General features: G+C 56.3%; 21 protein-coding genes. 7 read left to right on the plus strand and 14 right to left on the minus strand.

Annotated elements, in window-relative coordinates:
* Positions 1-46: 46 nt before the first annotated feature.
* The 11 genes from ACK3CJ_RS02290 to ACK3CJ_RS02340 form a co-directional block, all read right to left on the minus strand.
* Positions 47-1765 carry a complex I subunit 5 family protein gene (locus ACK3CJ_RS02290; RefSeq protein ID WP_409524786.1) on the minus strand — a complete coding sequence of 573 codons (1719 nt, stop codon included), beginning with the start codon at positions 1763-1765 and terminating at the stop codon, positions 47-49.
* Entirely contained in the window at positions 1762-3255 is a 1494-nt protein-coding gene (locus ACK3CJ_RS02295) for a monovalent cation/H+ antiporter subunit D family protein (RefSeq protein WP_409524788.1), read from the minus strand. The genes ACK3CJ_RS02290 and ACK3CJ_RS02295 overlap by 4 nt, the downstream gene beginning before the upstream one ends.
* On the minus strand, positions 3252-4787 hold the full coding sequence (locus ACK3CJ_RS02300; RefSeq protein WP_409524789.1) for a complex I subunit 5 family protein: 1536 nt from the start codon (positions 4785-4787) through the stop codon (positions 3252-3254). The genes ACK3CJ_RS02295 and ACK3CJ_RS02300 overlap by 4 nt, the downstream gene beginning before the upstream one ends.
* Positions 4784-5089 (minus strand): cation:proton antiporter subunit C, encoded by a 306-nt coding sequence (locus ACK3CJ_RS02305; RefSeq protein ID WP_409524790.1) that lies wholly within the window; start codon positions 5087-5089, stop codon positions 4784-4786. Before ACK3CJ_RS02305 ends, ACK3CJ_RS02300 begins: the two co-directional genes overlap by 4 nt.
* Complete coding sequence (locus tag ACK3CJ_RS02310; RefSeq protein ID WP_409524791.1) at positions 5086-6030, minus strand: hydrogenase subunit MbhD domain-containing protein; 945 nt, start codon at positions 6028-6030, stop codon at positions 5086-5088. The genes ACK3CJ_RS02305 and ACK3CJ_RS02310 overlap by 4 nt, the downstream gene beginning before the upstream one ends.
* A gap of 2 nt (positions 6031-6032) precedes the next feature.
* Positions 6033-6362 carry a cation:proton antiporter gene (locus ACK3CJ_RS02315; protein ID WP_409524792.1) on the minus strand — a complete coding sequence of 110 codons (330 nt, stop codon included), beginning with the start codon at positions 6360-6362 and terminating at the stop codon, positions 6033-6035.
* Positions 6346-6642, minus strand: a complete 297-nt coding sequence (locus ACK3CJ_RS02320; protein WP_409524793.1) for a monovalent cation/H+ antiporter complex subunit F — start codon at positions 6640-6642, stop codon at positions 6346-6348. Before ACK3CJ_RS02320 ends, ACK3CJ_RS02315 begins: the two co-directional genes overlap by 17 nt.
* Entirely contained in the window at positions 6639-7145 is a 507-nt protein-coding gene (locus tag ACK3CJ_RS02325; protein WP_409524794.1) for a Na+/H+ antiporter subunit E, read from the minus strand. Before ACK3CJ_RS02325 ends, ACK3CJ_RS02320 begins: the two co-directional genes overlap by 4 nt.
* A 79-nt stretch (positions 7146-7224) precedes the next feature.
* Positions 7225-8121: a nitrate- and nitrite sensing domain-containing protein gene (locus ACK3CJ_RS02330; RefSeq protein ID WP_409524795.1), complete on the minus strand. Its 897-nt coding sequence runs from the start codon at positions 8119-8121 to the stop codon at positions 7225-7227.
* A gap of 6 nt (positions 8122-8127) precedes the next feature.
* Entirely contained in the window at positions 8128-9315 is a 1188-nt protein-coding gene (locus ACK3CJ_RS02335; RefSeq protein ID WP_409524796.1) for a methyl-accepting chemotaxis protein, read from the minus strand.
* Entirely contained in the window at positions 9312-12029 is a 2718-nt protein-coding gene (locus tag ACK3CJ_RS02340; protein ID WP_409524797.1) for a molybdopterin-dependent oxidoreductase, read from the minus strand. Before ACK3CJ_RS02340 ends, ACK3CJ_RS02335 begins: the two co-directional genes overlap by 4 nt.
* A gap of 454 nt (positions 12030-12483) precedes the next feature.
* On the opposite strand from ACK3CJ_RS02340, the gene ACK3CJ_RS02345 reads away from it, so the two are divergent.
* From ACK3CJ_RS02345 to nirD, 7 genes are all read left to right on the plus strand, one after another.
* Entirely contained in the window at positions 12484-13797 is a 1314-nt protein-coding gene (locus ACK3CJ_RS02345) for a nitrate- and nitrite sensing domain-containing protein (RefSeq protein ID WP_409524798.1), read from the plus strand.
* Positions 13798-14262: 465 nt separating this feature from the next.
* On the plus strand, positions 14263-15582 hold the full coding sequence (locus ACK3CJ_RS02350; RefSeq protein ID WP_409526534.1) for a CmpA/NrtA family ABC transporter substrate-binding protein: 1320 nt from the start codon (positions 14263-14265) through the stop codon (positions 15580-15582).
* Positions 15583-15674: 92 nt separating this feature from the next.
* A complete protein-coding gene (locus ACK3CJ_RS02355; RefSeq protein ID WP_409526535.1) occupies positions 15675-16646 on the plus strand; it encodes an ABC transporter permease in 972 nt (323 codons plus the stop codon).
* Positions 16647-16705: 59 nt separating this feature from the next.
* Positions 16706-17599, plus strand: coding sequence for an ABC transporter ATP-binding protein (locus ACK3CJ_RS02360; protein ID WP_409524799.1), 894 nt, complete (start codon positions 16706-16708; stop codon positions 17597-17599).
* Positions 17596-18816 (plus strand): NAD(P)/FAD-dependent oxidoreductase, encoded by a 1221-nt coding sequence (locus ACK3CJ_RS02365; protein ID WP_409524800.1) that lies wholly within the window; start codon positions 17596-17598, stop codon positions 18814-18816. The genes ACK3CJ_RS02360 and ACK3CJ_RS02365 overlap by 4 nt, the downstream gene beginning before the upstream one ends.
* Before the next feature lie 28 nt (positions 18817-18844).
* Positions 18845-21364, plus strand: coding sequence for a nitrite reductase large subunit NirB (gene nirB / locus ACK3CJ_RS02370; RefSeq protein ID WP_409524801.1), 2520 nt, complete (start codon positions 18845-18847; stop codon positions 21362-21364).
* Positions 21361-21711 carry a nitrite reductase small subunit NirD gene (nirD, locus tag ACK3CJ_RS02375; protein WP_409524803.1) on the plus strand — a complete coding sequence of 117 codons (351 nt, stop codon included), beginning with the start codon at positions 21361-21363 and terminating at the stop codon, positions 21709-21711. Before nirB ends, nirD begins: the two co-directional genes overlap by 4 nt.
* On the opposite strand, the gene ACK3CJ_RS02380 is transcribed toward nirD, so the two are convergent.
* From ACK3CJ_RS02380 to ACK3CJ_RS02390, 3 genes are read right to left on the minus strand one after another with little or no spacing between them, the layout of a single operon-like run.
* Positions 21701-22633: a ChaN family lipoprotein gene (locus ACK3CJ_RS02380; RefSeq protein ID WP_409524804.1), complete on the minus strand. Its 933-nt coding sequence runs from the start codon at positions 22631-22633 to the stop codon at positions 21701-21703. The two genes, nirD and ACK3CJ_RS02380, sit on opposite strands and share 11 nt — an antisense overlap.
* A gap of 17 nt (positions 22634-22650) precedes the next feature.
* On the minus strand, positions 22651-22974 hold the full coding sequence (locus ACK3CJ_RS02385; protein WP_409524806.1) for a hypothetical protein: 324 nt from the start codon (positions 22972-22974) through the stop codon (positions 22651-22653).
* A 31-nt stretch (positions 22975-23005) separates the two neighbouring features.
* Positions 23006-23617 carry a hypothetical protein gene (locus ACK3CJ_RS02390; RefSeq protein ID WP_409524807.1) on the minus strand — a complete coding sequence of 204 codons (612 nt, stop codon included), beginning with the start codon at positions 23615-23617 and terminating at the stop codon, positions 23006-23008.
* Between the last annotated feature and the right edge of the window lie 53 nt (positions 23618-23670).

Here is a 23670-nt window from a genome sequence, read left to right on the forward strand (position 1 = left end):
GCTTATATCTCTATAGGGATGATCTTGAAATAGATCCCACCAGTACTCAAACAAAATAAGCACCCAGCAATAACAGACTCAACAGCAGTGTCAGCAGGCAAAAGTAGGTGGCAATAAGGCTTCGATTCTCGAACTGATGTTCCAGATAGCGTGCCACGCGGTCACCATAGTCAGCCCAATGCTCCGCGACAGGCTCGTGCAGCGCTGTGGTGGAACGCTGGAATTTACGGAAAATAATCGGTATCTGTCGCAGCAGAGTTTCAATTGGCAGTATCAGATCACCGGGCGGCACTGGCAGAGTTTTCCAGTGCCGGCGCGCAATTTCAGCCAGAAGTGCAGCGGCCAGAACCGGCCAGAGCATACCCAGCCATCCGCCTGGATTACCTGTGGGATAGACTGGTTCTGTGGCCAGCGGCATCCAGTAAACAGCAGTCAGACTGGCCGCCAGCGTGAAAAGCCAGCCCAATAACATGCTGTTCGGCAGTGGCGATTTCTCAGAGTTGCTGTTGTCGGAGACATTCTGTGATAGCAGCCAGAGATAGCGCAGCATCAGGAGAGTTGTGGCAATTGCGCTGAGCGTGATGGCCGGTAACAACCAGTCAGGCAACAGGTCATCGTAGAGTGCTGCTTTCAATGATAATTTTGCATGGCTGCCGCTGCTGAGCAGGCCGACCAGTGACAGGGCAGGTAGGCAGATGGCGGTTGCCAGTATCAGCATCGGCAGTCTGGTGCGATATTGAGTGATACCGACCCCCAGAAACAGCACGCCCTTGGTGAGTGCATGATGCATCGCGAACAGCGCTATCACTGGCAACAGATCCGCCCAGATCTCGCGCTGGATGAAGGCAGCTCCGAGAGCGGTGGTGAGCAGCCCCATCTGGCTGATGCTGGAGTAAGCCAGTACTGTTTTCGTTTTCTGTTGCTGTACGCCGATCAGCGCAGCAGCAAAGGCGGCGAGCAGACCGATCAGGCAGATGCTTACGCCCCAGTAGGGCAGGTTGACCATTCCTGTTGGCAGCAGGAAGATCCAGCCGAGTAGCCCTGCCTTGACCATGGCGCCGCTGAGCACGGCGCTGGCGGGTATCGGAGCGACCGGGTGCGCCAGAGGTAACCACATGTGCAGCAGTGGCAGGCCGGCTTTGACGCCAAAGCCTGCAAACAGGCAGACGATGATCAGGTTTTGATAGGTTGAGGTGGCATTGGCTCGGGCAAACTCCTCCAACAGCAGTGAGCCGGGTGTCAGCAGCTGTGCCGCACTGAGTAGCAATCCGGCCAGAATCAGGGCTTCGCCTGCTACGGCCATGATCAGGTAGATACGACCTGCCCGCAGGGCTTCCACCGAACGGGTGTGGATCACCAGGCCATAACCAGCAAAGGTCATCAGCGCGAAGAAGAGGTAGAAACTGACGACGTCGGCGGAGATGATCAGCCCGAGATTACCGCAGAGTGTCAGCAGCCACAGAAGGTGAAAACTCTTCTCGCGCGCATCGCCTGCCATGTAGCCACGTGCATAAATGGAGCAGCTTCCCCACAACAGAGCAGTAAGAATCAAAAACACACGGCGAAGGTCATCCACCAGCCAGTCGCTGCCTAGAAGCAGCCAGGGCAGTTCGATATGCATCGCTGCGCCGCTCAGGCCGATAAGCAGTGCTGGCAGCACGGCCAAGGGTGTCAGTCTGCAGGCAGTTTCACGCCATCGGGGGATACACCAGATCAGACATAACAGGAGTGGCGTCAGGGGGATCAGTATCAGGTTATGGCTCATGGCAGATACTCCCGGGTGGTGATCAGTTCTGCCCAGCCCAGCGGGCTGACCTGCAGCCCGGCAAAGAGCCCGGCTGCAATGCTCAGCAGCGCGGTGGCCAAAGCTGGATACAGTAACAGCGGAGCGGTATCACGATAGCGGGTGATCATCTCGTTGGGCCAACTGGCCGGCAGAGGCTTGAACCAGATGCGATAGAGCAGGGGCAGGAAGTAGGCCGCATTCAGCAGACTGCTGGCCACCAGTACCGTCACAACCCAGTCCATGCCTGCCAGCAGTGCACCACTACCGAGATACCATTTGCTGATAAAGCCCGCCACCGGAGGCAGGCCGATCATGCCGAAGGCGCCTACCGTGAAGGCGGCACTGGTCAGTGGCATACGCGTGCCGACACCATCCAGCTCCTGGATTTTGTGGATACCCAGAGTTTCGGCATAGTTACCGGCACAGAAAAACAGCGTGACCTTCATCAGCCCCTGATGCAACAGGTGCACCAGCCCGCCAATGGTGCCGAGTGGGCCGAACAGGGTGATCCCGAGGATGATGTAGGAGACCTGGCTGACGGTCGAGTAGGCCAGTCGCCGCTTGATATCCGACTGCTGCAGCGCTCGCAGTGATCCATAAATAATGGTGATTGAGGCGATGATGGCCAGCGGGGTCAGCAGCCCCTGTTGCCAGGAGTAGTCGATGCCATACACGTCATAAACTACCCGTACTATGCCGAAAGCTCCGGCTTTGACGACCGCAACAGCGTGTAACAGCGCGCTGACCGGCGCTGGAGCAACCATCGCAATGGGTAGCCAGCCATGCAGGGGCACGAGTGCCGCCTTGACCCCCAGCCCGATAATCAGCAGAGCAAAGACCAGATGCAGCAGAGGATGCAGATTGGGTGCCATCTCGGCCACCCGCTGCAGATCACCGAACTCGATATCACCGGCGAGCGCATAGATGGAAACGATGCCGATCAAGAGCACCGCACCGCCACTGAGGGTATAAGCCAGATAGATCCGGCCTGCGCGCAGTGACTCCGGCGTGCCGCGATGCACGATCAGTGGATAGGTGGAGAGAGTCAGAAGCTCATAGAAAATAAAAAACGTAAACAGATTGCCCGCCAGCGAGATCCCCATGGTACTGGCAACGCAGAGGCTGAAAAATCCAAAGAAGCGGCTGCGATTAGCAGATCCTTCCAGATAACCAATTGCATAAAGGGTGGTAAACAGCCAGAGCATGGAGGAGAGTCCGGCAAACAGCATTGCCAGCGCATCGGCGCGCAGGATCATCGAAAGCCCCGGCAGCACCTCCAGCCGCAGCTCCGGTCGAAAGCCGGCTACGACATATTGAATCAGCAACAGAATCAGGGCTATTTTGAGCAGGGCCGCACCCAGGTTGACGATGCTGCGCAGGCGATGCTCCTTCTCTGGCAGCATGAATATCACCATGGCTGCGAGGAAGGAGGTCATCAGCACAATCAGTGGCAACAGATTGATCATCATCGCCAGCGCTCCGACATGCCTTGCAGTGTTTCGTAGGTTGTGGCCTCAAGCAGATCCGGTAACAGCTCCGGCGATACACCGGGTGGCAGAATATCCGGCAGCGTCAGCAGTTGCAGTGGCCAGGTGGCGGCAAAGCCCAGCAATATGCTGGCGCCGGACAACACCAGCGCGCAGAGCTCGAGCCCCAGGGCTGGGTGGCGGAAGGTGTCGGTATTATCTGCCTCTCGAAACGAGTAGTGAAACACCCGAAACACATAGGCGGCAGAGAGCAGTCCACCGAACAGCATGACCGGAATCCACCACCATTGCTCGCTCGCCAGTGCGCTTTGCAATAGCAACCATTTGGCACTGAAGCCTCCGCTGGGCGGCAGGCCCATCAGGCTGACACCGGCGAGACCGAAGCCAAAGATACTCAGTGGGCGATACTGGCTGGTACCGGCCAGCGCGCTCAGCTCGGGGCGTCCGGTGCAGAGAATCAGATTGCCGGCTGCCAGAAACATACCAGCCTTGGCCAGCGCATGCGCCAGCAGCATCAGGACGCCACCCTGCAGGGCCAGAGTTGACGCCTCTGTATTATCTGCCCGCAGCAGCGGAAACATCAGCATGATGTAGCCGATCTGAGCGACGGTGGAGTAAGCGACCACTCGCTTCAGGAGTGTCTGACGCAGGGCCATCCATCCTCCCCATGCGATGGCCAGTGCGCCCATCCAACCCAACAGTTGGGAGGCATCCGGTGCCAGTTCATGGATGCGCAGCTCTATCCACAGGCGCAGTAGAATGTACAGCGATGCCTTGATCACCAGTGCAGACAAGAGTGCGCTGACAGGTGTCAGTGCACCGCCATGTGCCGGGGGCAGCCAGGTGTGCAGGGGGAAAAGGGCACTTTTCAGCAGCAGCCCCATCGCCATGGCTGCTACGGCGATGAGACTGGCGATGCCGGGTTGCAGTTGCTGTGACAGGTCAGTCAGCGACAGGGTGCCATGAGCGCCATACAGCAGGGCCACGCCAAGCAGATAAGCCAGTGAACCGAGCAGCGCAGCCAGCAGATAACGTATCGCCGCCACCAGAGCCTCTTTGCTCCCTGAAAAGGCAACCAGCCCGACAGCGGCCAGACTCAGCAGCTCCAATCCGACATAGAGGTTGAAAATATCTGCTGCCAGCCAGATACCGTTCAAGGCGGCCCACATAAACCAGTACAGCGGCCAGAAATTTGAACGCAGAGGGCCGGGGGGCAGATAGAGCGCCGCATACACGGCACTGACCGATGCGATGGTCGACGTCATCAACACAAACAGCACAGCGAGACCATCGGCACGCAGTGCGATGCCCAGGGGCGCCTCCCAGTTTCCCAGTGAGTGAGTGATGGGGCCCTGTTGCAGCAAGAGCAACAGCAATGCAACCGATGCCATCAGTTGTATCACGATGGCGGCAAACGTGATCAGCAAGCGAGTGCGTTCGGATAGCAGCATGCAGATCACAGCCGCGGCCAGTGGTGTGATCATCAACAGTGGGATGGGTGCATTCTGCATCATCGATAATCGTCCTCCGGCAGCTCCGTGGATGCACAGAGCTGTAACCAGCGACGGATCAGATAAAGAGCAAGTGCGGTGGCCGAAACGGCAACCACAATACCGGTCAGGACCAGTGCCTGGGGGACAGGGTCAGCCTGGCCGCTGCGCTGCGCCATTCCTACCAGCAATAGAAAAACGCCACTGCCCATGATATTGAACGCCAGCAGTTTGCGAATCAGGTGTGTGTGCAGCATAAAGCCAAACAGACCGATGGAGCAGAGGCCTATGCCAGCCAGGCTGAAGATCATGGCACTGCTGCTCATATCTGCCTCTCCTGTTCCGGCAAGGCAAAATGAGGCAGAGTAAACAGACTCAGCAGAATCAGGCCGATCGAGAAGGTCAGAGCCAGCTCTATGAGCAGAATCAGCGTGCCTGCCAGTCCGTCGGGGTAGGTCAGCAGTGGCTGGCCACCAATCAGTGCACTGGCAGCCACCAGCAGGAATACACTGAAACCGAGCAATAATCCTGCGCGCATCAACCGCTCGCTGGTGCGCAGCGCCAGACGAAAACCGGACAGGTGCAGCAGAATACCGGTTGCCGCCAGGACAGCACCGGCCTGAAAGGCACCACCGGGCTGTTTCGATCCGGCCCAGAGCAGATAACTGCTGACCATCAACATCAGGGGGACCAGCAGTGCCAGACAGGCCTGCAGTAGAGGGTTGGGGAGTGTCGGCAGTGACAGCTGAGCGGCATCTTTGTCTGCCAGCGTCAGCCCGACCAGTATGGCGACCACCAGAACACCTATTTCCAACAAGGTGTCATAGCTGCGGAAGTTGAGCAGTACTGCCGTGATTGGGTGATCGACACCACTGTTTGGCAAGGCTTTGATGACCTGCTCAGCCAGCATGGTGGGTGTAGAGGGTGTATCCAACAGAGCCCAGACCAGCAGGCCTGCCAGACTGAGGCTACTGATCAGTGCAACCCAGAAACGGCTGGACCTGAGCCTGATCGGGCTGGATTCCTGATCTGCGAGTTTGTGCAGATGCCCGAGCGTATCCAGCAGCAGTACACCGGTGATACCGGCGCCTATGGCTGCTTCTGCCAGCGCGATATCGGGAGCATCCAACCTGATCCACACCAGTGCCAACATCAAACCGAGGAGAATGAAAAAAACCACACCACGAAACAGGGGCAGTGCCGTCAGCGTCAGCAGCGCAAAAACCCAGAGTGAGCCGAGCAGCAGCAGGTCGAGAAGTAGGGGCATGCTCACTTTTCCTTCCCTGCACTTGTACCTGTACTGCGCTGGGCTTCTATACCCTGAGCATCACCCTCCCAGGCGACCAGATGCCCACTCAATGCACTGGCCAGCATCACCAGTAGCCAGATCAGCAAGAGTTTAAGCATCAGCAGAACAGATCCTGCGCTGAGCATCAGTCCGGCGATGATCAACCCCAGCCCCAGATTATCGGCTTTGGTCAGAGCGTGGATACGGCAATAGGTGTCGGGAAAACGCAGCAGGCCCAGTGTTCCGGCGCCGAACATCACGACTCCTGCCAGCAGCAGGAAGCCCTGCAGCAGATCAATCAGAAGGCTCATGCTCAGGCTCTTGTGGCTGGTGGCGAGCATTGCTCCAGACCCTGCTGACAAACGCGACACTTGCCAGAGCCGCGAGCAGGGACAGAACCAGCGCTGCATCACGTGCGGCTGGCAATGACTGTAGCTCGGCCAGAAGCAAGAGAATAGCGACGCCCGTGGTTCCAAACAGCTGTGCTGAAAGTATTCGATCGGCAGAGCGTGGTCCGTGCCAGACCCGGATAAGCCCAACCAGCAGCGTAATCAGCAGCAGGATAATGCAGAGTATATAAAGGTTATTCATGTGAGACTCGTCCTGAGGCCGTAGAGCGTCTGAATTCGGTGTTCCAGTATTTTGGCATCGGCCTGAGGGTTGTTTGATGTATCCAGACAGTGCAGTCGAATCAAAGAGTCTGACTGGCGTTTGACGCTGAGAGTTCCCGGCAGCAGGCTGATGGTGATCATGAACAGCCACGATGGTTGGCCTTCAGGCAGGTCTATCTGCAGATCCAGCATACCGGGATTGAGTGGAAGGGAGGGTGTCAGCGTGCGCCGCAGAATATCCAGTCCGGCGATAATGGATACGGTAATAAAATAGAGGCAGAAGCGTGGCAGTGCCAGAAGCCTGATCCGGTAACGCCCGGGGGGGGCCAGCTGCAGACTGGCCCAGACCACCAGCAGGGATGTCGGGATACCCATCCAACCGCTGCCGATGAGGTCATCGCTCAATACCCACCATACCAGCAGTGCCAGCAAAAACCGCTGCAGGGCGGACACTGCCTTGACATGCCAGTCATGTGACTCCATCTGTCTGATTTCCTGATGTGCATTGGCCATAGGTCCTTAGCCTAAGGTAAAGGCACGTGCTTCTCAAGCAGTCAAAGGGTCAGTGGCTGCTCAGCTCATGATTCAGATGTTCAAGGGCGGTATCGACCAGTGTGAACAGTGCGTCGATGGTCAGGGTTGCCTGGGCAAAGTAGCTCTTTGCCGCAATCGCTGTTTTCTCGCTACGCAGCAGCTCCTGTTCGATACACAGCAGCAGGCTGCATACTGCGGCTTCCGGTGCCAGCAGATTGAACAGATTGTTATCGGGACTCTTGTGCCGCAGCATGGTGAAGGCAGTGTCAGACAGAGCCTGAATCTTATCGCGAAGAAAGCGCAAGCGAATGCGCTCCTGTGCACTGCTCTGCCCAGCTGCAGCGATCCCTGTGCCCAATGCACGGGCCTGGCCTGCCCACTCAGCAGCCTGTATCACTTCCCGCCAGATATAGGGCTGATAGCTCAGCAGTCGATTCTTGTCCGGAAGATGGAGGCTTTCTGCGACATCTTCCGCCAGAAAAATCAGATTACCGATCATGCGATTATGCTGCTGCAGGTTGTTATCCGGCGTGACGTGATGAGTGTCTCGGCCCAGACGTGACCAGTGATCGGTAATCCCCAGCCAGCGCTCGTTGTCCTTGAGAAAGGCACTGAACTCATTGCTGGACTCATTTCTGAAATTGTTATTTAACTCACTTTTTAACTGCAGGCGGGTATTGATTCTGGTGCGTACCTGTTGCAGATCCGAGCTGAGGCTTTTATCACCTCGCAACAGGCCTGTGCTGAGCCCTCGATGACGCTGCAGATCGGCGATCAGTTCACGCAACAGCGTCAGCAGACGAACACCCTGTTTCTGTCTTTTCAAGGTTCGACTCTGCAGATGCCAGCGCAGCAGCAGTAACAATACAGTTGCGGTGATCAGGAGTAGTAGAGTGAGTATTAACACTGTGGAATCAGGCATCATGACAGATCACCTCGCTTGTTCCGGGTTGACGGTTGTCCCTATGGTGAGCTGGGCAAGGTGATGGGCTATCGCTTTGGTCTGGAATGCCGCACGATTGTTCTCCTCATTGCCCTGTCGTACCTGATCGACCAGCGCCGCAATCTCGGTTGCGGCCAGATTCTGCTGACCAGTGCTGACGGCGACCAGCGCTACTTGTTCAGCCACCTGAAGGCTTTGCTGATCAATATGATCAAGTGCAGCTCTGACATCACCGACACTGCTGACGCTTTCATCGGCAAGCCCCGACAGGTGCCCCATATGCTCTGTGACCTGAGCAATGTAGCTCTGTACCGAGTCGATACTGTTGCTGATCTCTATAGCGGAGCGCTGGCTGCGCTGTGCGAGGCCACGTACTTCGTCAGCAACGACGGCGAAGCCGCGCCCGGCCTCACCGGCTCTGGCGGCCTCAATGGCAGCATTCAGCGCGAGCAGATTGGTCTGATCAGAAATATCGCTGATCACCCCTGACATCTGGTTGATCATGCGTGAGTTATCACCGAGCTTGATGATCAGTTCATTGGTAGCAGCGGCATTCTGCGCCATGATGCTGATGCGCTGTACCAGATCCTCAAGGCGTATGCTCCCCTCTTTAACCTGACCACCGGCCAGCTCACTGGCATGGCGGGACTGCTCGGCCAATGAAGCGACTTCACTGATGCTGGCGTTGAGTTGTTCCACGGCAGCTGCCGCGGTGGAGGCTGCCAGGCTTTGATGTTCGGCATTCGCCGCCACCTGATCGGCACTCTGCTCCAGTTCGTTTGTGGCATGAGCGATCTCTTCCAGGCGTTGTTTCAGCGTGATGTCCTGCCGTTGAGATTCACTCATCAGGCGCTTGATGGTCTGAGTCAGGGGGTTCAGTCCGTTAGTCATTCCGGCGGTCAGATCTGTCTGGTCACGATGATCTCCGTGATCCATCTGTTCTTCACAGAGCCTGCTCAGCGCAGTCGCTTCACGTTCCAGTTGTATCAGGCTGGTCAGCGAGATAAAAGTGATCGACAGCATGAACATCAAGGGTAGAAAGTAGACAGGTAAAAAGGGGATGGGCAGCAGCAGGCTGGAGATCCCGGACAGTGCCATCAGACCGATCAGGTAAGAAAGAGCCCGGATGCCTCCCCAGTTCAGCACTATTCTGGCTGGCAGATAGAGGGTTCTCATGAGTGTCTACCTCCCACCTGTTCCATCTGGCTACTGGTTATCTCGGAACTTGCTGCTTTTGCAGGCTGTTCCTCTTCCAGCAGAGCCTTCAATTCCGGTATGCAGGAGCCACAGTTGGTGCCGCAGCCAAGCTGCTTGCCAAGTGTCTGTGTGCTGCTGCAACCCTGTGTAATTGCCTCGCGGATGGCGGGTTCAGTCACCTGAAAACAGCTGCAGATCACCGCACCTGCCGGCTGTGAGTCGCTGGCCGTGGCACGCAGCAGTTGCCTGCGCATATCAGCAGTGACTGGGCCGGCAAACTGCTGATCCAGCCAGGCTGTATCCGGCAGGCGGTTGTCTGGGCCTATCAGCAGCACCCATTGCAGTTTGCCGTCCTGGATATGACAGCCGCGGAACAGCGTTTGCTCTGGATCTTCCAGCCAGATATCCGGTGCCTGTCCGAGGTGCTCATGACACCAGCTGTTCCAGTTATCAGTATTTGTCTGAGCGGCCATCCAGTAGCTGGTTGAGTGCTCCAGCGGGACTCTGGTCCAGTAATCGGCTGCTGGTTGATAAGTGGGTGTCGCTGCAGCATGCGGTTGACGTATCAGCAGACGACCCTGCCAGCGGGTGTTCAGGCGACTGATCGCAACAGCGCCCTGCTTGGATTCAGGCTGTCCGGATACAGGATCACAGACCGATTGAATCAACGAGTCGCAACAGCCATCGGAGGCAAACTGGTCATTCCAGTGCATCGGCACAAACAGCTCGCCGCGGCGCTGATTGCTACTCAAACGTACGCGTGCCAGCATCTGCCCGAGCGAATTATGAATGCGTGCGATGTCGCCCTCCGCCAGTTTCAGTTGCTGCGCATCCTGCGGATCCAGCTCAACGAAAGGTTCGGGTCGGTGTTGCAGCAGGCGTGCGCTGCGGCCTGTACGAGTCATGGTGTGCCATTGGTCACGGATGCGCCCGGTATTCAGTACGAATGGATAGTCACTGTCAGTCTGCTGTTCTGGCGTACGGGGCACTACCGGAATAAAACGCGCCCGACCGGAAGGCGTAAAAAAGCGTCGATCACTGAAGAGTCTGGCGGTACCTGCCGGGGAGTGGCGAGTGACAGGCCACTGCAGGGGTTGAAGAGCATCAAATGCGGCTTCGCTGATGCTGCTCAGCGCGCTGATATCAAAGCAGCGACTGCCGTTATTGTCCAGCCCGGACAGCGAGGCGTGTTCGCGGAATATCTCGACCGGGTGCTGATAAAAGAACTGATCGGCAAAACCCAGTCGCTTTGCCACATCGCAGATGATTTGCCAGTCGTGACGTGCTTCGCCGGGGGCTGCAATCAGGCTGCGCTGTCGAGATATGCGTCGCTCAGAGTTGGTGACGGTACCGTTCTTTTCCGACCAGGTGGTGGCTGGCAGCGCAATATCGGCCAGTGTCAGCGTGTCGGTTGCGGCCATGCTTTCGGACACTATCACCAGCTCGCAGCCAGCCAGTGCCTTGCGTATACGATTTACATCCGGCAGGCTCACCGCCGGATTGGTTGCCATGATCCAGACCGCCTTGATTTCGCCTTCTTCGATGGCACGAAACAGATCAATTGCTTTATATCCTTCCTGTCGACTTATGTTTGGTGCCTGCCAGAACTCGCCGACCCGGTCAATCAACTGAGAATCGCTGAAATCGATATGGGCGGCCAGTTGATTCGACAGACCGCCGACCTCACGACCACCCATGGCGTTGGGTTGGCCGGTCAGTGAAAAGGGGTTACTGCCCGGCTTGCCGATACGGCCGGTGGCCAGATGACAGTTGATGATCGCGTTGACCTTATCAGTGCCACTGCTGGATTGGTTGACCCCCTGGGAGAAGAGTGTGACGGTCTTGTCATGCGCCATAAACCAGTCAAAGAAGCGTGTCAGATCGTCCACTGCCAGATCGCAGTAGTCGGCGGTGGCAGACAGATCCAATTCCGGACTCAGTGCTGCAACGATGGTCTCGCTGAACTGTTCGGTATGCTGACTGATAAACGCATGATCGAGTCGATCTTCATTCACCAGGTGCAGTAGCAGGGCGTTGAACAGGGCGGCATCAGATCCCGGCTTTAACTGCAGGTGAAGATCCGCCAGATCGCAAGTGGCGGTTTTGCGCGGATCGATGACCACCACTTTCAGTGCCGGATTGCGAGTCTTGGCGGCCTGCATGCGCTGAAACAGGATCGGGTGGTTCCAGGCCGCATTGGAGCCGACCAGTATCAGAAGGTCGGCCAGCTCAAGGTCCGCATAGCAGCCGGGAACCGCATCTGCCCCGAAGGCACGCTTATGTCCGGCCACAGTGGAGGCCATGCAGAGTCTGGAGTTGGTATCGACATGGCTGCTGCCGATGAACCCCTTCAGGAGTTTGTTGGCGACATAGTAGTCTTCAGTCAGCAGTTGCCCCGAGAGATACATGGCGACACTGCCGGGACCATGTTCGGCAATAATGCTCTGCAGCCTGGATGCGGTTTCATCCAGCGCCGTGCCCCAACTGACCTGCTGGCCGTCAACTAACGGGTGCAGCAGACGATTGTGCTTCCCCGTCGTTTCACCCAGTGCGCTGCCCTTGACGCAGAGCTTGCCAAAGTTGGCCGGGTGAGTCTTATCGCCTGAGATGGCGATCAACTGCTGGCCGTTGACGACTGCCTTGACGCCGCAGCCGACACCGCAATAGGGACAGGTGGTGAGTTCATTCATCATGGTCACATCCAAAAAAAAACGCCCACACCCGCTGCTGTCATCAACAGAGAGTGTGGGCGCCATTGCCCATGGGGAAAATATCCCCTGACACAGTTAAACATTCATCGTTCTTCTTACACAGAATAAAGCAACATCGGTGCCAGTGTCGCTATATATTTATAAATCAAATACATAACGATAATTCGAGAGGATCTCAGTTGATGGTGAGTGCCCGTAACTGGTGCGTCTGCACTGATTTGTGCTCATAAGGGTGACGTCCTTCTTTTGATTAGCCATAACTGGAACAACTATTGCAGGCTATTACCTGAGGTAGTGAATCTCTGATGAGCAGTAATAGATCCTGCAGGTTCGGAATCAGCTTTTCATACCGGGCATTTTTAATGCTCGACACGACGCATAACCATGGAAACCCAAAGACAGGCAGTGTTTTAGGTTGTCTGATTGGAGCAAGAGTATGAGATCCGCAGAACGTTTTTTGTTGGCAGCCAAACGCTGTGAAATCGTCAGCCTGGAACAGCTGGCGCTGACCTGTGAGCTGGTCAGTACCGTCAGTGAGCTGGTGCATCAGCTACAGCGAGAGCGAGGTGTGTCTAATGTGTTTCTTGTCTCGGATGGTCAGCGTTTTACCGACAGGCGGACATTGCAGATAAAGGAAACGGATGCTGCAGAGCAGGCCGTGCGCCTGCATTTTGAGCGTCTGGATTGCGATACTGCAAGCGTCTCGTGCGACGGCGTGCGGCTCTTCAACCGTATTGCCTGGGTACTGCATGCGCTGGATCTTCTGCAGGACTTGAGGCAGCAGATTGCTGCATTCAACGTGTCTCCTGATGATGCAACCACGGCTTTCAGTCGGCTGATCGGTGGGTTGCTGGCGGTGGTGTTTGAGGCTGCAGATACTGCTGCAGACCCTGTTGTCACGCGGCTGCTCGTCGCGATGTTCAACTTCATGCAAGGCAAAGAGCTGGCCGGGCAGGAGCGCGCCTGTCTGGCTTCCGGTTTTGCCTCCGGCTATCTGAGCCTGGATCAGCAGCATCGTCTGCAACATCTGATAGAGTCTCAGGCGCGCTGTTTCGACATTTTCACCGAGTTTGCGCCTGCTGCAATCCTGCAGGACTGGCATCGGCTTAGCCACGATGATGTCAGTCATGAGATAGCAAGGTTGCGTCAGGTAGCGACTCGTTCCACCGCACAATCCCCAGTGCCGTCCGGTGTCAGTGAGCTGTGGTTCGAGCTGGCCTCTAACCGGATCGATGCAATGAAAGGGATAGATGATCAACTGGCTCAGGCGCTGCGGCATCTGTGTACCGACAAGATCAAGGCGGCCCACCAGGAGCTGCATGAGCATCAGCAGAGCCTGGACAGTCTGACCGATGGGCAGGATCAGATGCTGTCACCGGGTACGCTGATGTTGGCATCAACAGGTGCGGGGCTTGAGAGTCTTGCAGCAGGCCTTGAGTCCTTTTCTGCGGATGGAATGAGTCCGGCGCTCGGGCGTTCGGTGTTTGATCTGGTGCAGGCGCAGGCGCAACGTCTGCAGGCTATTGGTGATGAGTTGAACGAGGCACGCCGGGCGTTGCATGAGCGCAAGCTGATCGAGAGAGCCAAGGGGTTGCTGATGGAACATCAGGGATTGAGCGAAGAGCAGGCGTATCGCCTGATGCGTCAGACAGCTATGCAGCAAAGCCGTCGCCTGGCTGATGTAGCTGAAACGCTGCTTAATCTGACGGATCTGTTGCAAAGCAAATCCTATGCGACAAAAACAGAGTAGCAATACACGTTATGCACCTTTGTTGGGCGTGAATATCCTTTTGTTGCACTGCAGCAGTGCGTAGTCGCTGAAAATAATATCCCTTTCCATCACGCTAAATCCTACGCATTACAAGCGAATAAAGCAGGATTTCAGTAGTTGGCACGCTTAGTGCTTTATTCATATCAGTGATCGAGTCAGTGTTGGCTCGATAAGCGTAACAAGAGACACATAACAAGAGAGATATTGGACAACGGCGTCCATCTCGGACCTGCAGATTGCAGGCAACCGCAGATGACGCCGTTTTTTTTGTCCTGATTCTTAGCTCTGACTATAAGCTCTGATTATAAGCCCTGATTATTAGCCCCGACTCTTTGCAACGACTTTTTGATCCGACAATTTGAGGTAGCGATAATGGATATGAGAAAAAGTGAACACGCCAGAAGTAGCCTGAGTGCCTGGGTGCGTGCCTGCACGGTTGGGATAATGGTGGTCAGCGGTAGCAGCTTTGCCAGTATTGGTGCACCGGAAAAGGATGAGCTCAAGTTCGGATTCATCAAACTGACCGATATGGCACCTCTGGCGATTGCTCTTGAGAAGGGTTATTTCGAAGATGAAGGTCTGTATGTGCAGCTCGAAGCGCAGGCCAACTGGAAAGTGTTGCTGGATCGGGTGATAGACGGTCAGCTTGATGGCGCACATATGCTGGCGGGACAGCCACTGGGCGCCACTATTGGCTTCGGCACCGAAGCACATATCGTCACCGCTTTCACCATGGACCTGAACGGCAATGCCTGTACCGTCTCCAACGATGTCTGGGAGGAGATGAAGCCACATCTGCAAATGGCCGATGGCAAGCCGGTGCATCCGATCAGCGCTGAGCACCTCAAACCCGTGATCGAAACCTATCGTGATATGGGGCAGAACTTCAATCTGGGCATGGTATTCCCTGTCTCCACGCACAACTATGAGCTGCGCTACTGGCTGGCTGCTGCGGGTATCCATCCGGGCTACTACGCGCCTCAGCGCGGTGATACCTCTGGCCAGTTGGATGCCGATGTGATGATCTCGGTCACACCGCCACCACAGATGCCCGCGACTCTGGAAGCAGGCACCATCAATGGTTACTGCGTGGGTGAGCCCTGGAATCAGCAGGCGGTGTTCCGTGGCATCGGTATCCCCGTCGTGACCGACTATGACATCCGTAACAATGTGGCCGAGAAAGTGTTCGGGGTCAGTAATGAGTGGGCAGAGCAGAACCCGAATACGCATCTGCGTGTCGTGAAGGCGCTGATCCGTGCCGGTAATTGGCTGGATGAGAACGACAATGCCAACCGCGAGGAGGGTGCCCGCATCATCTCCAACTCCTACTATGTCGGGGCGGATTACGAAGTGATCGCCAACAGCATGACCGGCGTCTTCGAGTTCGAGAAAGGTGATGTCCGTCCGGCACCTGACTTCAACGTTTTCTTCCGTTACCACGCCACCTATCCCTACTACTCCGATGCGATCTGGTATCTGACCCAGATGCGCCGCTGGGGCCAGATACCGGAGCAGAAATCGGATGACTGGTATATGGAGATGGCAAAGAAGGTGTTCCTCCCCGAGATCTATCAGCAGGCGGCTGAAGAACTGATTGCAGAAGGCCTGATGAGCGGGGCGGACTTCCCGGATTTCGCCACTGAAAAGGGTATTCGTGCAGTGGATGCCACCCGCTTTATTGATGGTCATACCTTCGATGCCGAGCAACCCAACCTGTATCTGGAGCAGTTCGAGATCGGCCTCAAGGCTGATGCGACACCCTGATTTTATAAAGACCGGCGGTGTCTGACAGGCACTGCCCGGCACAGCAAGCCGAGGGCGACACGATGAGTACCGCACTGCTATACCTTAACAAGATGTACCTGAGCAAGCTGAACCTGGCAAAGTGGACCCCGTCACAGTGGCAATTGCTGGCGCAGAAACTCTTTTTCCCCATGCTGGGACTGGCATTCTTCCTGACCTTCTGGCATTTGGGTGCACAGCAGATCAACACCTCACTGGGCACTTTTCCCGGGCCGATTGAAGTCAGTCAGCAGTGGGGCAATCTGATGGATGAGCATCGTCAGGAGACTCTGCGTAAGGATGAGTTCTATGAGCGCCAGGAGCAGCGCAATGCAGCGCTGCTGGCGAAGAATCCGGATGCTGAACTGCGCTGGCGCGACTACAGCGGCCGCCCTACTTTTTTAGATCAGATACTGACCAGTCTGTGGACAGTACTCAGCGGTTTTGCTCTGGCCACCCTGATTGCGATTCCACTGGGCATTCTGATCGGCTTGAGTGCCAATGTTTACCGCGCCGTTAACCCGCTGATTCAGGTGTTCAAACCGGTTTCGCCGCTGGCCTGGCTGCCACTGGTGACACTCGTCGTCAGCGCCGTATATGTCAGTGACGATCCGATGTTTTCACGCTCGTTTCTGGTCTCGATGATCACCGTGACCCTCTGCTCGCTCTGGCCGACATTGATCAACACCTCGGTGGGTGTCAGCAGCATCAGTAAGGACCTGCAGAATGTCAGTAAGGTATTGCGTCTGGGCTGGTTCACACATGTCCGTACCATCGTGATTCCATCAGCTATTCCGATGATGTTCACCGGCCTGCGTCTGTCACTGGGTATCGCCTGGATGGTGCTGATAGCCGCCGAGATGCTGGCGCAGAACCCGGGGCTTGGCAAGTTTGTCTGGGATGAGTTCCAGAATGGATCATCCGACTCGCTGGGGCGTATCTGTGTAGCCGTTGTTGTGATCGGTCTGATCGGTTTCCTGCTGGATCGCACCATGTTGCTGCTGCAGAGCTGGATCAACTGGGATAAGTCAGCTGTTGTTCGTTAATAAAGGTCGTTAATGAACAGAGCACTAATGAACAGTACGTTAATGAACAGGAGGCTGTTATGAGCCAGACACATCTTGAACTGACACAGGTGGGAATCGATTTTCCGACACCAAAAGGCCCCTTCTGTGCCCTGCAGAACGTGAATCTGAACATTGCCAAGGGTGAGTTCGTCAGTCTGATCGGTCATTCGGGCTGTGGCAAGTCGACCGTTCTTAACATTGTTGCAGGACTGTATCAGGCTACCACGGGTGGCGTGCTACTGAATGGTCGTGAAGTGAATGAGCCGGGCCCCGAGCGTGCGGTGGTGTTTCAGAACCACTCGCTGTTGCCCTGGCTGAGCACTTATCAGAACGTTGAGTTGGCCGTGAAGCAGGTGTTCAAAGGCAAGAAAAACCGGGCTGAAATGCGCGAGTGGATCGAATACAACCTTGAACTGGTACATATGACGCATGCGATGGACAAGCGTCCGGATGAAATCTCAGGTGGCATGAAACAGCGCGTCGGCATCGCCCGGGCACTGGCGATGGAGCCGCAGGTGCTGCTGATGGATGAGCCGTTCGGCGCGCTGGATGCACTGACCCGCGCTCATCTGCAGGATTCACTGATGGAGATTCAGTCGGATCTGAAAAACACCGTGATCATGATTACGCATGATGTCGATGAAGCGGTGCTCCTGTCGGACCGTATCGTGATGATGACCAATGGGCCGGCTGCGACAATCGGTGAAATCCTTGAGGTCAAACTGCCTCGGCCGCGTAATCGTATCGCTCTGGCCGATGATGCCGAGTACAACCACTACCGTCATCAGGTGCTCAGCTTCCTGTATGAGAAGCAGCGCAAGGTGGAGGATATCAGCCAGCGTCGCTCAGTGGAAAAGCCACAAGCGACTGTTGAGACAACGCAGCATCAGCAGGAAAAGCCAGTTCAGCAGAAGGTAAGGGCTCAAGCATGAAACATTACGATCTGATCATCATCGGCAATGGCATGGCCGGACATCGGTTGCTGACAGAGCTTTCGCAGCAGGCATCAAAACCCCGCTCGGTGCTGGTGATCGGTGAAGAGCCAGGTGTGGCCTATAACCGCATTCTGCTGTCACCGCTGCTGTCGGGGGAGATGGAAGAGATCTCAGCCGAGCTGAGTACCGAACAGTGGTATGCCGAGCAGGGCTTCTCTCTGCTGACAGGTGAGCAGGTGGTCTCGATTGAACCACGGAAAAAACAGGTTGTGACCTCAGCCGGGCAGACGATCGGTTATGAAAAACTGGTGCTGGCGACGGGTTCAAGACCTTTGCTGCCGCCTTTGGAAGGGCGTGAGCTGGAAGGGGTGATGAGCTTTCGCAACTGGAAGGATATGCAGCAACTGCGCAGTATCGGGCTGGGCGGTGGTCAGGCTGTAGTGATCGGTGGTGGGTTTCTGGGTCTGGAAGCGGCTGAAGGGCTGCGTAAGCTAGGTATGCAGGTGACCGTGCTGCAACGCGCCGATTATCTGCTGAATCGACAGCTGGATCAGGTGGCGGCAGGTCTACTTCAGGATGAGCTGTCTGCACGCGGTATGGCGGTTTTGACGGGTGTTGAAACCCAGTCCCTGCAAGGCGATGGAAAGGTTGAGCGGGTGCTGCTGAAGGATGGACGTGTACTGCCGGCGAATCTGGTGGTGATTGCCACCGGGATAGTGCCGCGCACTGAGCTGGCACAGGAGGCGGGCCTGCAGGTACGTCAGGGAATCTGTGTCAATCGTCGCCTGCGCACCTCGGATGCGGCCATCCATGCCCTGGGTGAGTGCTGCGAGTGCCAGGGCAATACCTATGGTCTGGTGGCACCGATCTGGGAGCAGGCCCGCGTACTGGCCTCTCTGCTCAGTGGCGAAGATGACAACTACACCGAAAACCCCGTGGCGACTTCGCTCAAGATCAGTGGTATCTCTCTCTACTCCTGTGGCGATATCGATGCAACCGACGCCACCGAGCAGGTGTATATGGACAGTGATCTGAAGGATTACCGTCGACTACTGATTAAGAATGACCGTCTGGTGGGGGTTGTCCTGTATGGCGATATCGGACTGGGTCCCTGGTATTTCGATCTACTCAAGACACAGCAAGCGGTTGGGCAGTGGCGCGAACAGTTGATGTTCGGTCTGTCCGACGAGTCTGCTGCGTCAGAAGCGGCCTGAAGTGTCGTTATTTAAAGAGGTAAGTAACATGAGCAAACAACTGGTCGTCGTGGGTAACGGAATGGTTGGACACCATTTTGTCGAGCAGTGGCTGGCATCGCCAGCTGCGGCAGATTATCAGGTGCAGGTGCTGGGCGAAGAGCCTCACCCTGCCTATGATCGGGTTCATCTGTCGGAGTACTTTGATACCCAGGATCCTGCGCAGTTGCGACTGGGCGATGAGGCGTTCTACCAACAGGAGCGCGTAACGCTGCATCTGGGTGAACAGGTGATCGAGATCGACCGCGAGGCACGGCAGGTGATCACCGCTCAGGGACGCTATCCCTACGATACCCTGGTGCTGGCAACCGGCTCTTATCCTTTTGTACCACCGATCGAAGGGCGTGAGCGCGAACACTGTCTGGTTTACCGCACACTGGATGATCTGGATGCGATCCAGGCCAGTGCCGCCGGTGCCCGACGTGGTGTTGTGGTCGGCGGCGGTCTGCTCGGACTCGAAGCCGCCAATGCGCTTAAGAAGCTGGGGCTGGAGGCGCATGTGGTGGAGTTTGCGCCGCGCCTGATGCCGGTGCAGCTGGATGATCAGGGTGGTGCTCTGCTACGGCAGAAGATCGAAGCGCTGGGGGTGCAGGTGCACACCGAGAAGGGCACCCGTAGCATCGACACCGGCGAAGAGTACCGCCTGCGTATGTGCTTTGCCGGGGATGACTATCTGGAAACGGATCTGATCGTCTTTTCTGCCGGTATCCGGCCTCAGGATGCGCTGGCGCGCAGCAGCGGGCTGGTACTGGGTGAGCGTGGCGGTATCCTGATCGATAACCACTGCCGTACCAGTGATCCTGACATCTTTGCCATCGGCGAGTGCGCCATCTGGAACGGTGGTCACTACGGGCTTGTCGCACCCGGTTACAGCATGGCGCGTGCCGCTGTGGCAACCATTGGCGGTACCTCTTCGGTGACATTCACCGGTGCCGACATGTCGACCAAACTGAAACTGCTCGGAGTGGATGTCGGCTCAATCGGTGATGCGCATGGTGCCACACCCGGCACATTGAATTATCGTTATATCAATGAAGTGGAAGGCGTATACCGCCGGCTGGTGGTGTCAGCTGATGGTAAGCATCTGCTCGGCGCCATCCTGGTCGGGGATAACAGCTATTACGATACGCTGCTGCAGTATGCCTTGAATGGCATAGAACTGCCGGCGAACCCTGAATCACTTATTTTACCCACCTCCAGCGGTGCCCCCGTCGCACTGGGGCCGGGTGCGCTGCCCTACGAGGCGACCATCTGCTCCTGTCATAATGTCACCAAGGGTGATATCTGCGAAGCGATGAATGATGGCGCCGTGTCGCTGTCGGATATCAAATGCGCTACCAAGGCCGCGACCGGTTGTGGCGGTTGCAGTGCGATGCTGAAAAACCTGTTCGAGAATGAGCAGGAGAAACGCGGTGTACAGGTGGATCGCTCCATCTGCGAACACTTCCCCTATACTCGTCAGGAGCTGTTTCATCTGATCAAGGTGGAAGGGATCCGCAGCTTCGGCGAACTGATCAGCAAACATGGTAAGGGCCATGGCTGTGAGATCTGTAAACCGACCGCAGCCTCAATCTTTGCCAGCTGCTGGAACGAGCACGTACATGAACCGGCTCATGTCGGGTTGCAGGATACCAATGACACCTTTCTGGCGAATATGCAGAAGAACGGCACCTACTCAGTGGTCCCGCGTATTCCGGGTGGCGAGATTACACCCGCGATGCTGATCGTGATCGGTGAGGTGGGCCAGAAATACAACCTCTATACCAAGATCACCGGTGGACAGCGTATCGACCTGTTCGGCGCCACGCTGGATGAGTTGCCGCTGATCTGGGAAGAGCTGATCGCAGCCGGTTTCGAGACTGGGCATGCTTACGGAAAATCACTCAGAACCGTTAAGTCCTGTGTCGGCAGTACCTGGTGCCGCTATGGCGTGCAGGACAGTGTCAGCATGGCGATCCTGCTGGAGGATCGCTACAAGGGCTTGCGTTCCCCGCACAAGGTCAAGATGGCGGTATCCGGCTGTACCCGTGAATGTGCCGAGGCACAGAGCAAGGATATCGGTGTGATCGCGACAGAAAATGGTTGGAACCTCTACGTCTGCGGCAACGGCGGTATGAAACCTCGTCATGCCGACCTGTTTGCGACCGATCTGGATGATGCCACGCTGATCCGTTATATCGACCGTGTCCTGATGTTCTATGTCTACACTGCCGATCGTCTGCAGCGCACATCCGTCTGGATGGAGGGTTTGAAAGGTGGTCTGGAATACCTGCGTGAAGTGGTGATTGATGACAGCCTGGGTCTGGGCGCTGAACTGGAGTCACGCATGCAGCATGTGATCGACACCTACCAGTGCGAATGGAAGACCGCAGTGCAGGATCCGAACAAGCGCAAACGCTTCCGCAGTTATGTTAATGCCGATCAGCCGCGCAGTGCCCGTATCCAGATGATCGAGGAGCGTGGGCAGTTGATTCCGGCCAGAGAGATCCAAGAGGAGGAGGTCGCATGAACGCGGCAATGTTGAATGAAGTAAAGTGGCAACCGGTCTGCTCGGTGGATGATCTGGTCGCAGGTTCCGGTGTGGCGGTGCTGCTGGGGCAGCAACCCGTCGCGCTGTTCTGGCTGCCGGAGCAGGAACCAGGGCTGTTTGCGCTGGCACATCGTGACCCCTTTTCCGGTGCCGAAGTACTGGCGCATGGATTAATCTGCGATATCAACGGTGAATTAACCGTCGCTTCACCACTCTACAAGCAGCATTTCAGGTTGGCTGATGGCGTCTGCCTGGAGGATGCTGGAGTCAGTGTGGCCTGCTGGCCGGTGCGGATAAATGGAGAGCAGATCGAAATCATGGGCTGATGTCGGCACAGTGGTCCTGCTCCGGCAGGGCCGCTGTGAAGAGCAGAAACTCGCGTTCGGACACGTCCAGTTCCAGACTGTTCGGTAGATAGGCCGAAGCATCTGTCTTATGATCTAGGCTGCTCAGCAGCAGACTCAGATGCGGTAGCTCCGGTTCAATCCAGCGTGGGACACCGATAGCCTGTCGGGCATGAACGGCGCCAGTGATCAGAACGCCTGTTCGCTGTGGATAAACATGCTGCGCCAGCGCATCGGTCATCTGCTGATCGCGCGCCAGTTGCACCTGCAGCATCTGACCGAGATGTTCGCGTGGCAGTTTGCCGCAGTGACTGGTGAACAGCAGTTCTTTCATGAACTCGCTGTGCGCAGCATCCAGTGCACCTGCCGGAGCGCCCTCCGTATAGGCCTTGCGTTGCAGTGCGCGTGGCAGATCCGCTGCGACCACTCTTTCAGCCAGATTCAACGCTGACCTGACCTGCTGTTCGTAGCGCTCCCAGGGCCAGCCGGGATTCCAGTCAAGGTCTTCAGGTGTGACCTCATCACCCCGCCCCAGCCATTGATCGAGCAGGGGCTGCTGCTCCGTATTCAGCATCTCAAAGGCGACAGCGCCGAGGCGGCCCTGCTGCGCAAGTGTCTTCAACAGTGTGACCTGAATCCGATGATGGTCCGGATGGTCATGCTGCTCGCCCAGTAATAACCAGCCGCCTCGTGGCAGACTGTCGAGCAAGTCTGCAGCACTGATACCGCCAGTCGGCAGTGACCAGATGCTTCCGAGCAGAGGGTGATCAAGCTGATCCGTCGCCTGCCATTGATCGGGTGTCAGACGCGGGCTGGTCAGCTTGTCTGTGGCCCAGATGGCAGGGGCGAGCCCAGCGCTTGCCAGTATGAGCAGAAGAGGAGGCAATAGTCTGGTGACTTTCATGCGCAGGTGAGATCCCTTCATCCTTTGGACGTACGTACATCCAGGTAATCTCGCTGTATCGCTGTTTCCAACGCATTCATGGCAGCCACCAGCTCTTCATAGGTCTCACGACAGGTCTTGAGATGCTTCACCTGATCGGGAGAAGGGCCTGCATCGGGTGACAGTCTGGCAATCTCCAGCAACTCGCTGAGGTAGGAGGCGCGAGTATGGGCAATCATCGTCAACACAGGTTTCAGATCCTGTAGCGACAGTTCAGGCATCTCAGGGTTGATAACACTGCGGTTGATATCGCGACGGAACTTTTCCAGTTCCAGTAACAGACGGTTATTCTCCACGGGCATGATCACTCTCCTGATCAAAAACGCACATTGATTACCAGAGCCAGCGACGCCGGCTGAGGTTGTCCTTACAGCTGTTGTACTGAGTGGTGAAACGTCCAGCTCGCTGATCCACCCGATCCGCGACATTCATGAGCCAGTTCTTTTGCTGGAAGCTGCGGTTGCGGTATCCACCCCAGCCTTCATGATAAGCCAGATACTGCGCTCTGGCATCCCATTTTGATATGCCATTGATCTTATGTGATTTATCGGTATACCAGCCGATAAAGTCGAGCGCGTCAGAGAAATTGCTGCGCGAGGCAAAGCGACGGCCGGTCTCACGGCTGTATTCATTCCAGGTGCTGGTCAGTGCCTGACTATAGCCGTAGGCAGAACTGGCGCGTCCAGTCGGAATAAAACCGAGAAAATATTGCATCGGCGGCCGGGCGTTGTGGCGGAAGGTGGATTCCTGATACATGATCGCCATGGCCACCGGAACAGGCGTACCCCAGCGTTCATTCATATCCAGTGCATCACGGTGCCAGCCGGGGTGTTCATCGAAGATGGAGCAGATGCTTTCCGGATTGCGCGGTGGAGAGGTGCTGCAGCCTGCCACTAGCACCAGGGCTATCAAGAGAAGAGCCAGGCTGCGAATAAAGGATAACATATTGAATTCCGATCATCTTCTGACGGACTCAAGGCTATCATAGCTGGTTGCAT

The organism is Nitrincola salilacus (assembly GCF_046271865.1).
Taxonomy (GTDB): domain Bacteria; phylum Pseudomonadota; class Gammaproteobacteria; order Pseudomonadales; family Balneatricaceae; genus Nitrincola; species Nitrincola salilacus.

Bases quoted from the DNA above. Each gene is read 5' to 3' on its own strand.
- ACK3CJ_RS02290 (WP_409524786.1), bottom strand. From the start codon at position 1,765: ATGAGCCATAACCTGATACTGATCCCCCTGACGCCACTCCTGTTATGT.
- ACK3CJ_RS02295 (WP_409524788.1), bottom strand. From the start codon at position 3,255: ATGATGATCAATCTGTTGCCACTGATTGTGCTGATGACCTCCTTCCTC.
- ACK3CJ_RS02300 (WP_409524789.1), bottom strand. From the start codon at position 4,787: ATGATGCAGAATGCACCCATCCCACTGTTGATGATCACACCACTGGCC.
- ACK3CJ_RS02305 (WP_409524790.1), bottom strand. From the start codon at position 5,089: ATGAGCAGCAGTGCCATGATCTTCAGCCTGGCTGGCATAGGCCTCTGC.
- ACK3CJ_RS02310 (WP_409524791.1), bottom strand. From the start codon at position 6,030: ATGCCCCTACTTCTCGACCTGCTGCTGCTCGGCTCACTCTGGGTTTTT.
- ACK3CJ_RS02315 (WP_409524792.1), bottom strand. From the start codon at position 6,362: ATGAGCCTTCTGATTGATCTGCTGCAGGGCTTCCTGCTGCTGGCAGGA.
- ACK3CJ_RS02320 (WP_409524793.1), bottom strand. From the start codon at position 6,642: ATGAATAACCTTTATATACTCTGCATTATCCTGCTGCTGATTACGCTG.
- ACK3CJ_RS02325 (WP_409524794.1), bottom strand. From the start codon at position 7,145: ATGGAGTCACATGACTGGCATGTCAAGGCAGTGTCCGCCCTGCAGCGG.
- ACK3CJ_RS02330 (WP_409524795.1), bottom strand. From the start codon at position 8,121: ATGATGCCTGATTCCACAGTGTTAATACTCACTCTACTACTCCTGATC.
- ACK3CJ_RS02335 (WP_409524796.1), bottom strand. From the start codon at position 9,315: ATGAGAACCCTCTATCTGCCAGCCAGAATAGTGCTGAACTGGGGAGGC.
- ACK3CJ_RS02340 (WP_409524797.1), bottom strand. From the start codon at position 12,029: ATGATGAATGAACTCACCACCTGTCCCTATTGCGGTGTCGGCTGCGGC.
- ACK3CJ_RS02345 (WP_409524798.1), top strand. From the start codon at position 12,484: ATGAGATCCGCAGAACGTTTTTTGTTGGCAGCCAAACGCTGTGAAATC.
- ACK3CJ_RS02350 (WP_409526534.1), top strand. From the start codon at position 14,263: ATGGTGGTCAGCGGTAGCAGCTTTGCCAGTATTGGTGCACCGGAAAAG.
- ACK3CJ_RS02355 (WP_409526535.1), top strand. From the start codon at position 15,675: ATGTACCTGAGCAAGCTGAACCTGGCAAAGTGGACCCCGTCACAGTGG.
- ACK3CJ_RS02360 (WP_409524799.1), top strand. From the start codon at position 16,706: ATGAGCCAGACACATCTTGAACTGACACAGGTGGGAATCGATTTTCCG.
- ACK3CJ_RS02365 (WP_409524800.1), top strand. From the start codon at position 17,596: ATGAAACATTACGATCTGATCATCATCGGCAATGGCATGGCCGGACAT.
- nirB (WP_409524801.1), top strand. From the start codon at position 18,845: ATGAGCAAACAACTGGTCGTCGTGGGTAACGGAATGGTTGGACACCAT.
- nirD (WP_409524803.1), top strand. From the start codon at position 21,361: ATGAACGCGGCAATGTTGAATGAAGTAAAGTGGCAACCGGTCTGCTCG.
- ACK3CJ_RS02380 (WP_409524804.1), bottom strand. From the start codon at position 22,633: ATGAAAGTCACCAGACTATTGCCTCCTCTTCTGCTCATACTGGCAAGC.
- ACK3CJ_RS02385 (WP_409524806.1), bottom strand. From the start codon at position 22,974: ATGCCCGTGGAGAATAACCGTCTGTTACTGGAACTGGAAAAGTTCCGT.
- ACK3CJ_RS02390 (WP_409524807.1), bottom strand. From the start codon at position 23,617: ATGTTATCCTTTATTCGCAGCCTGGCTCTTCTCTTGATAGCCCTGGTG.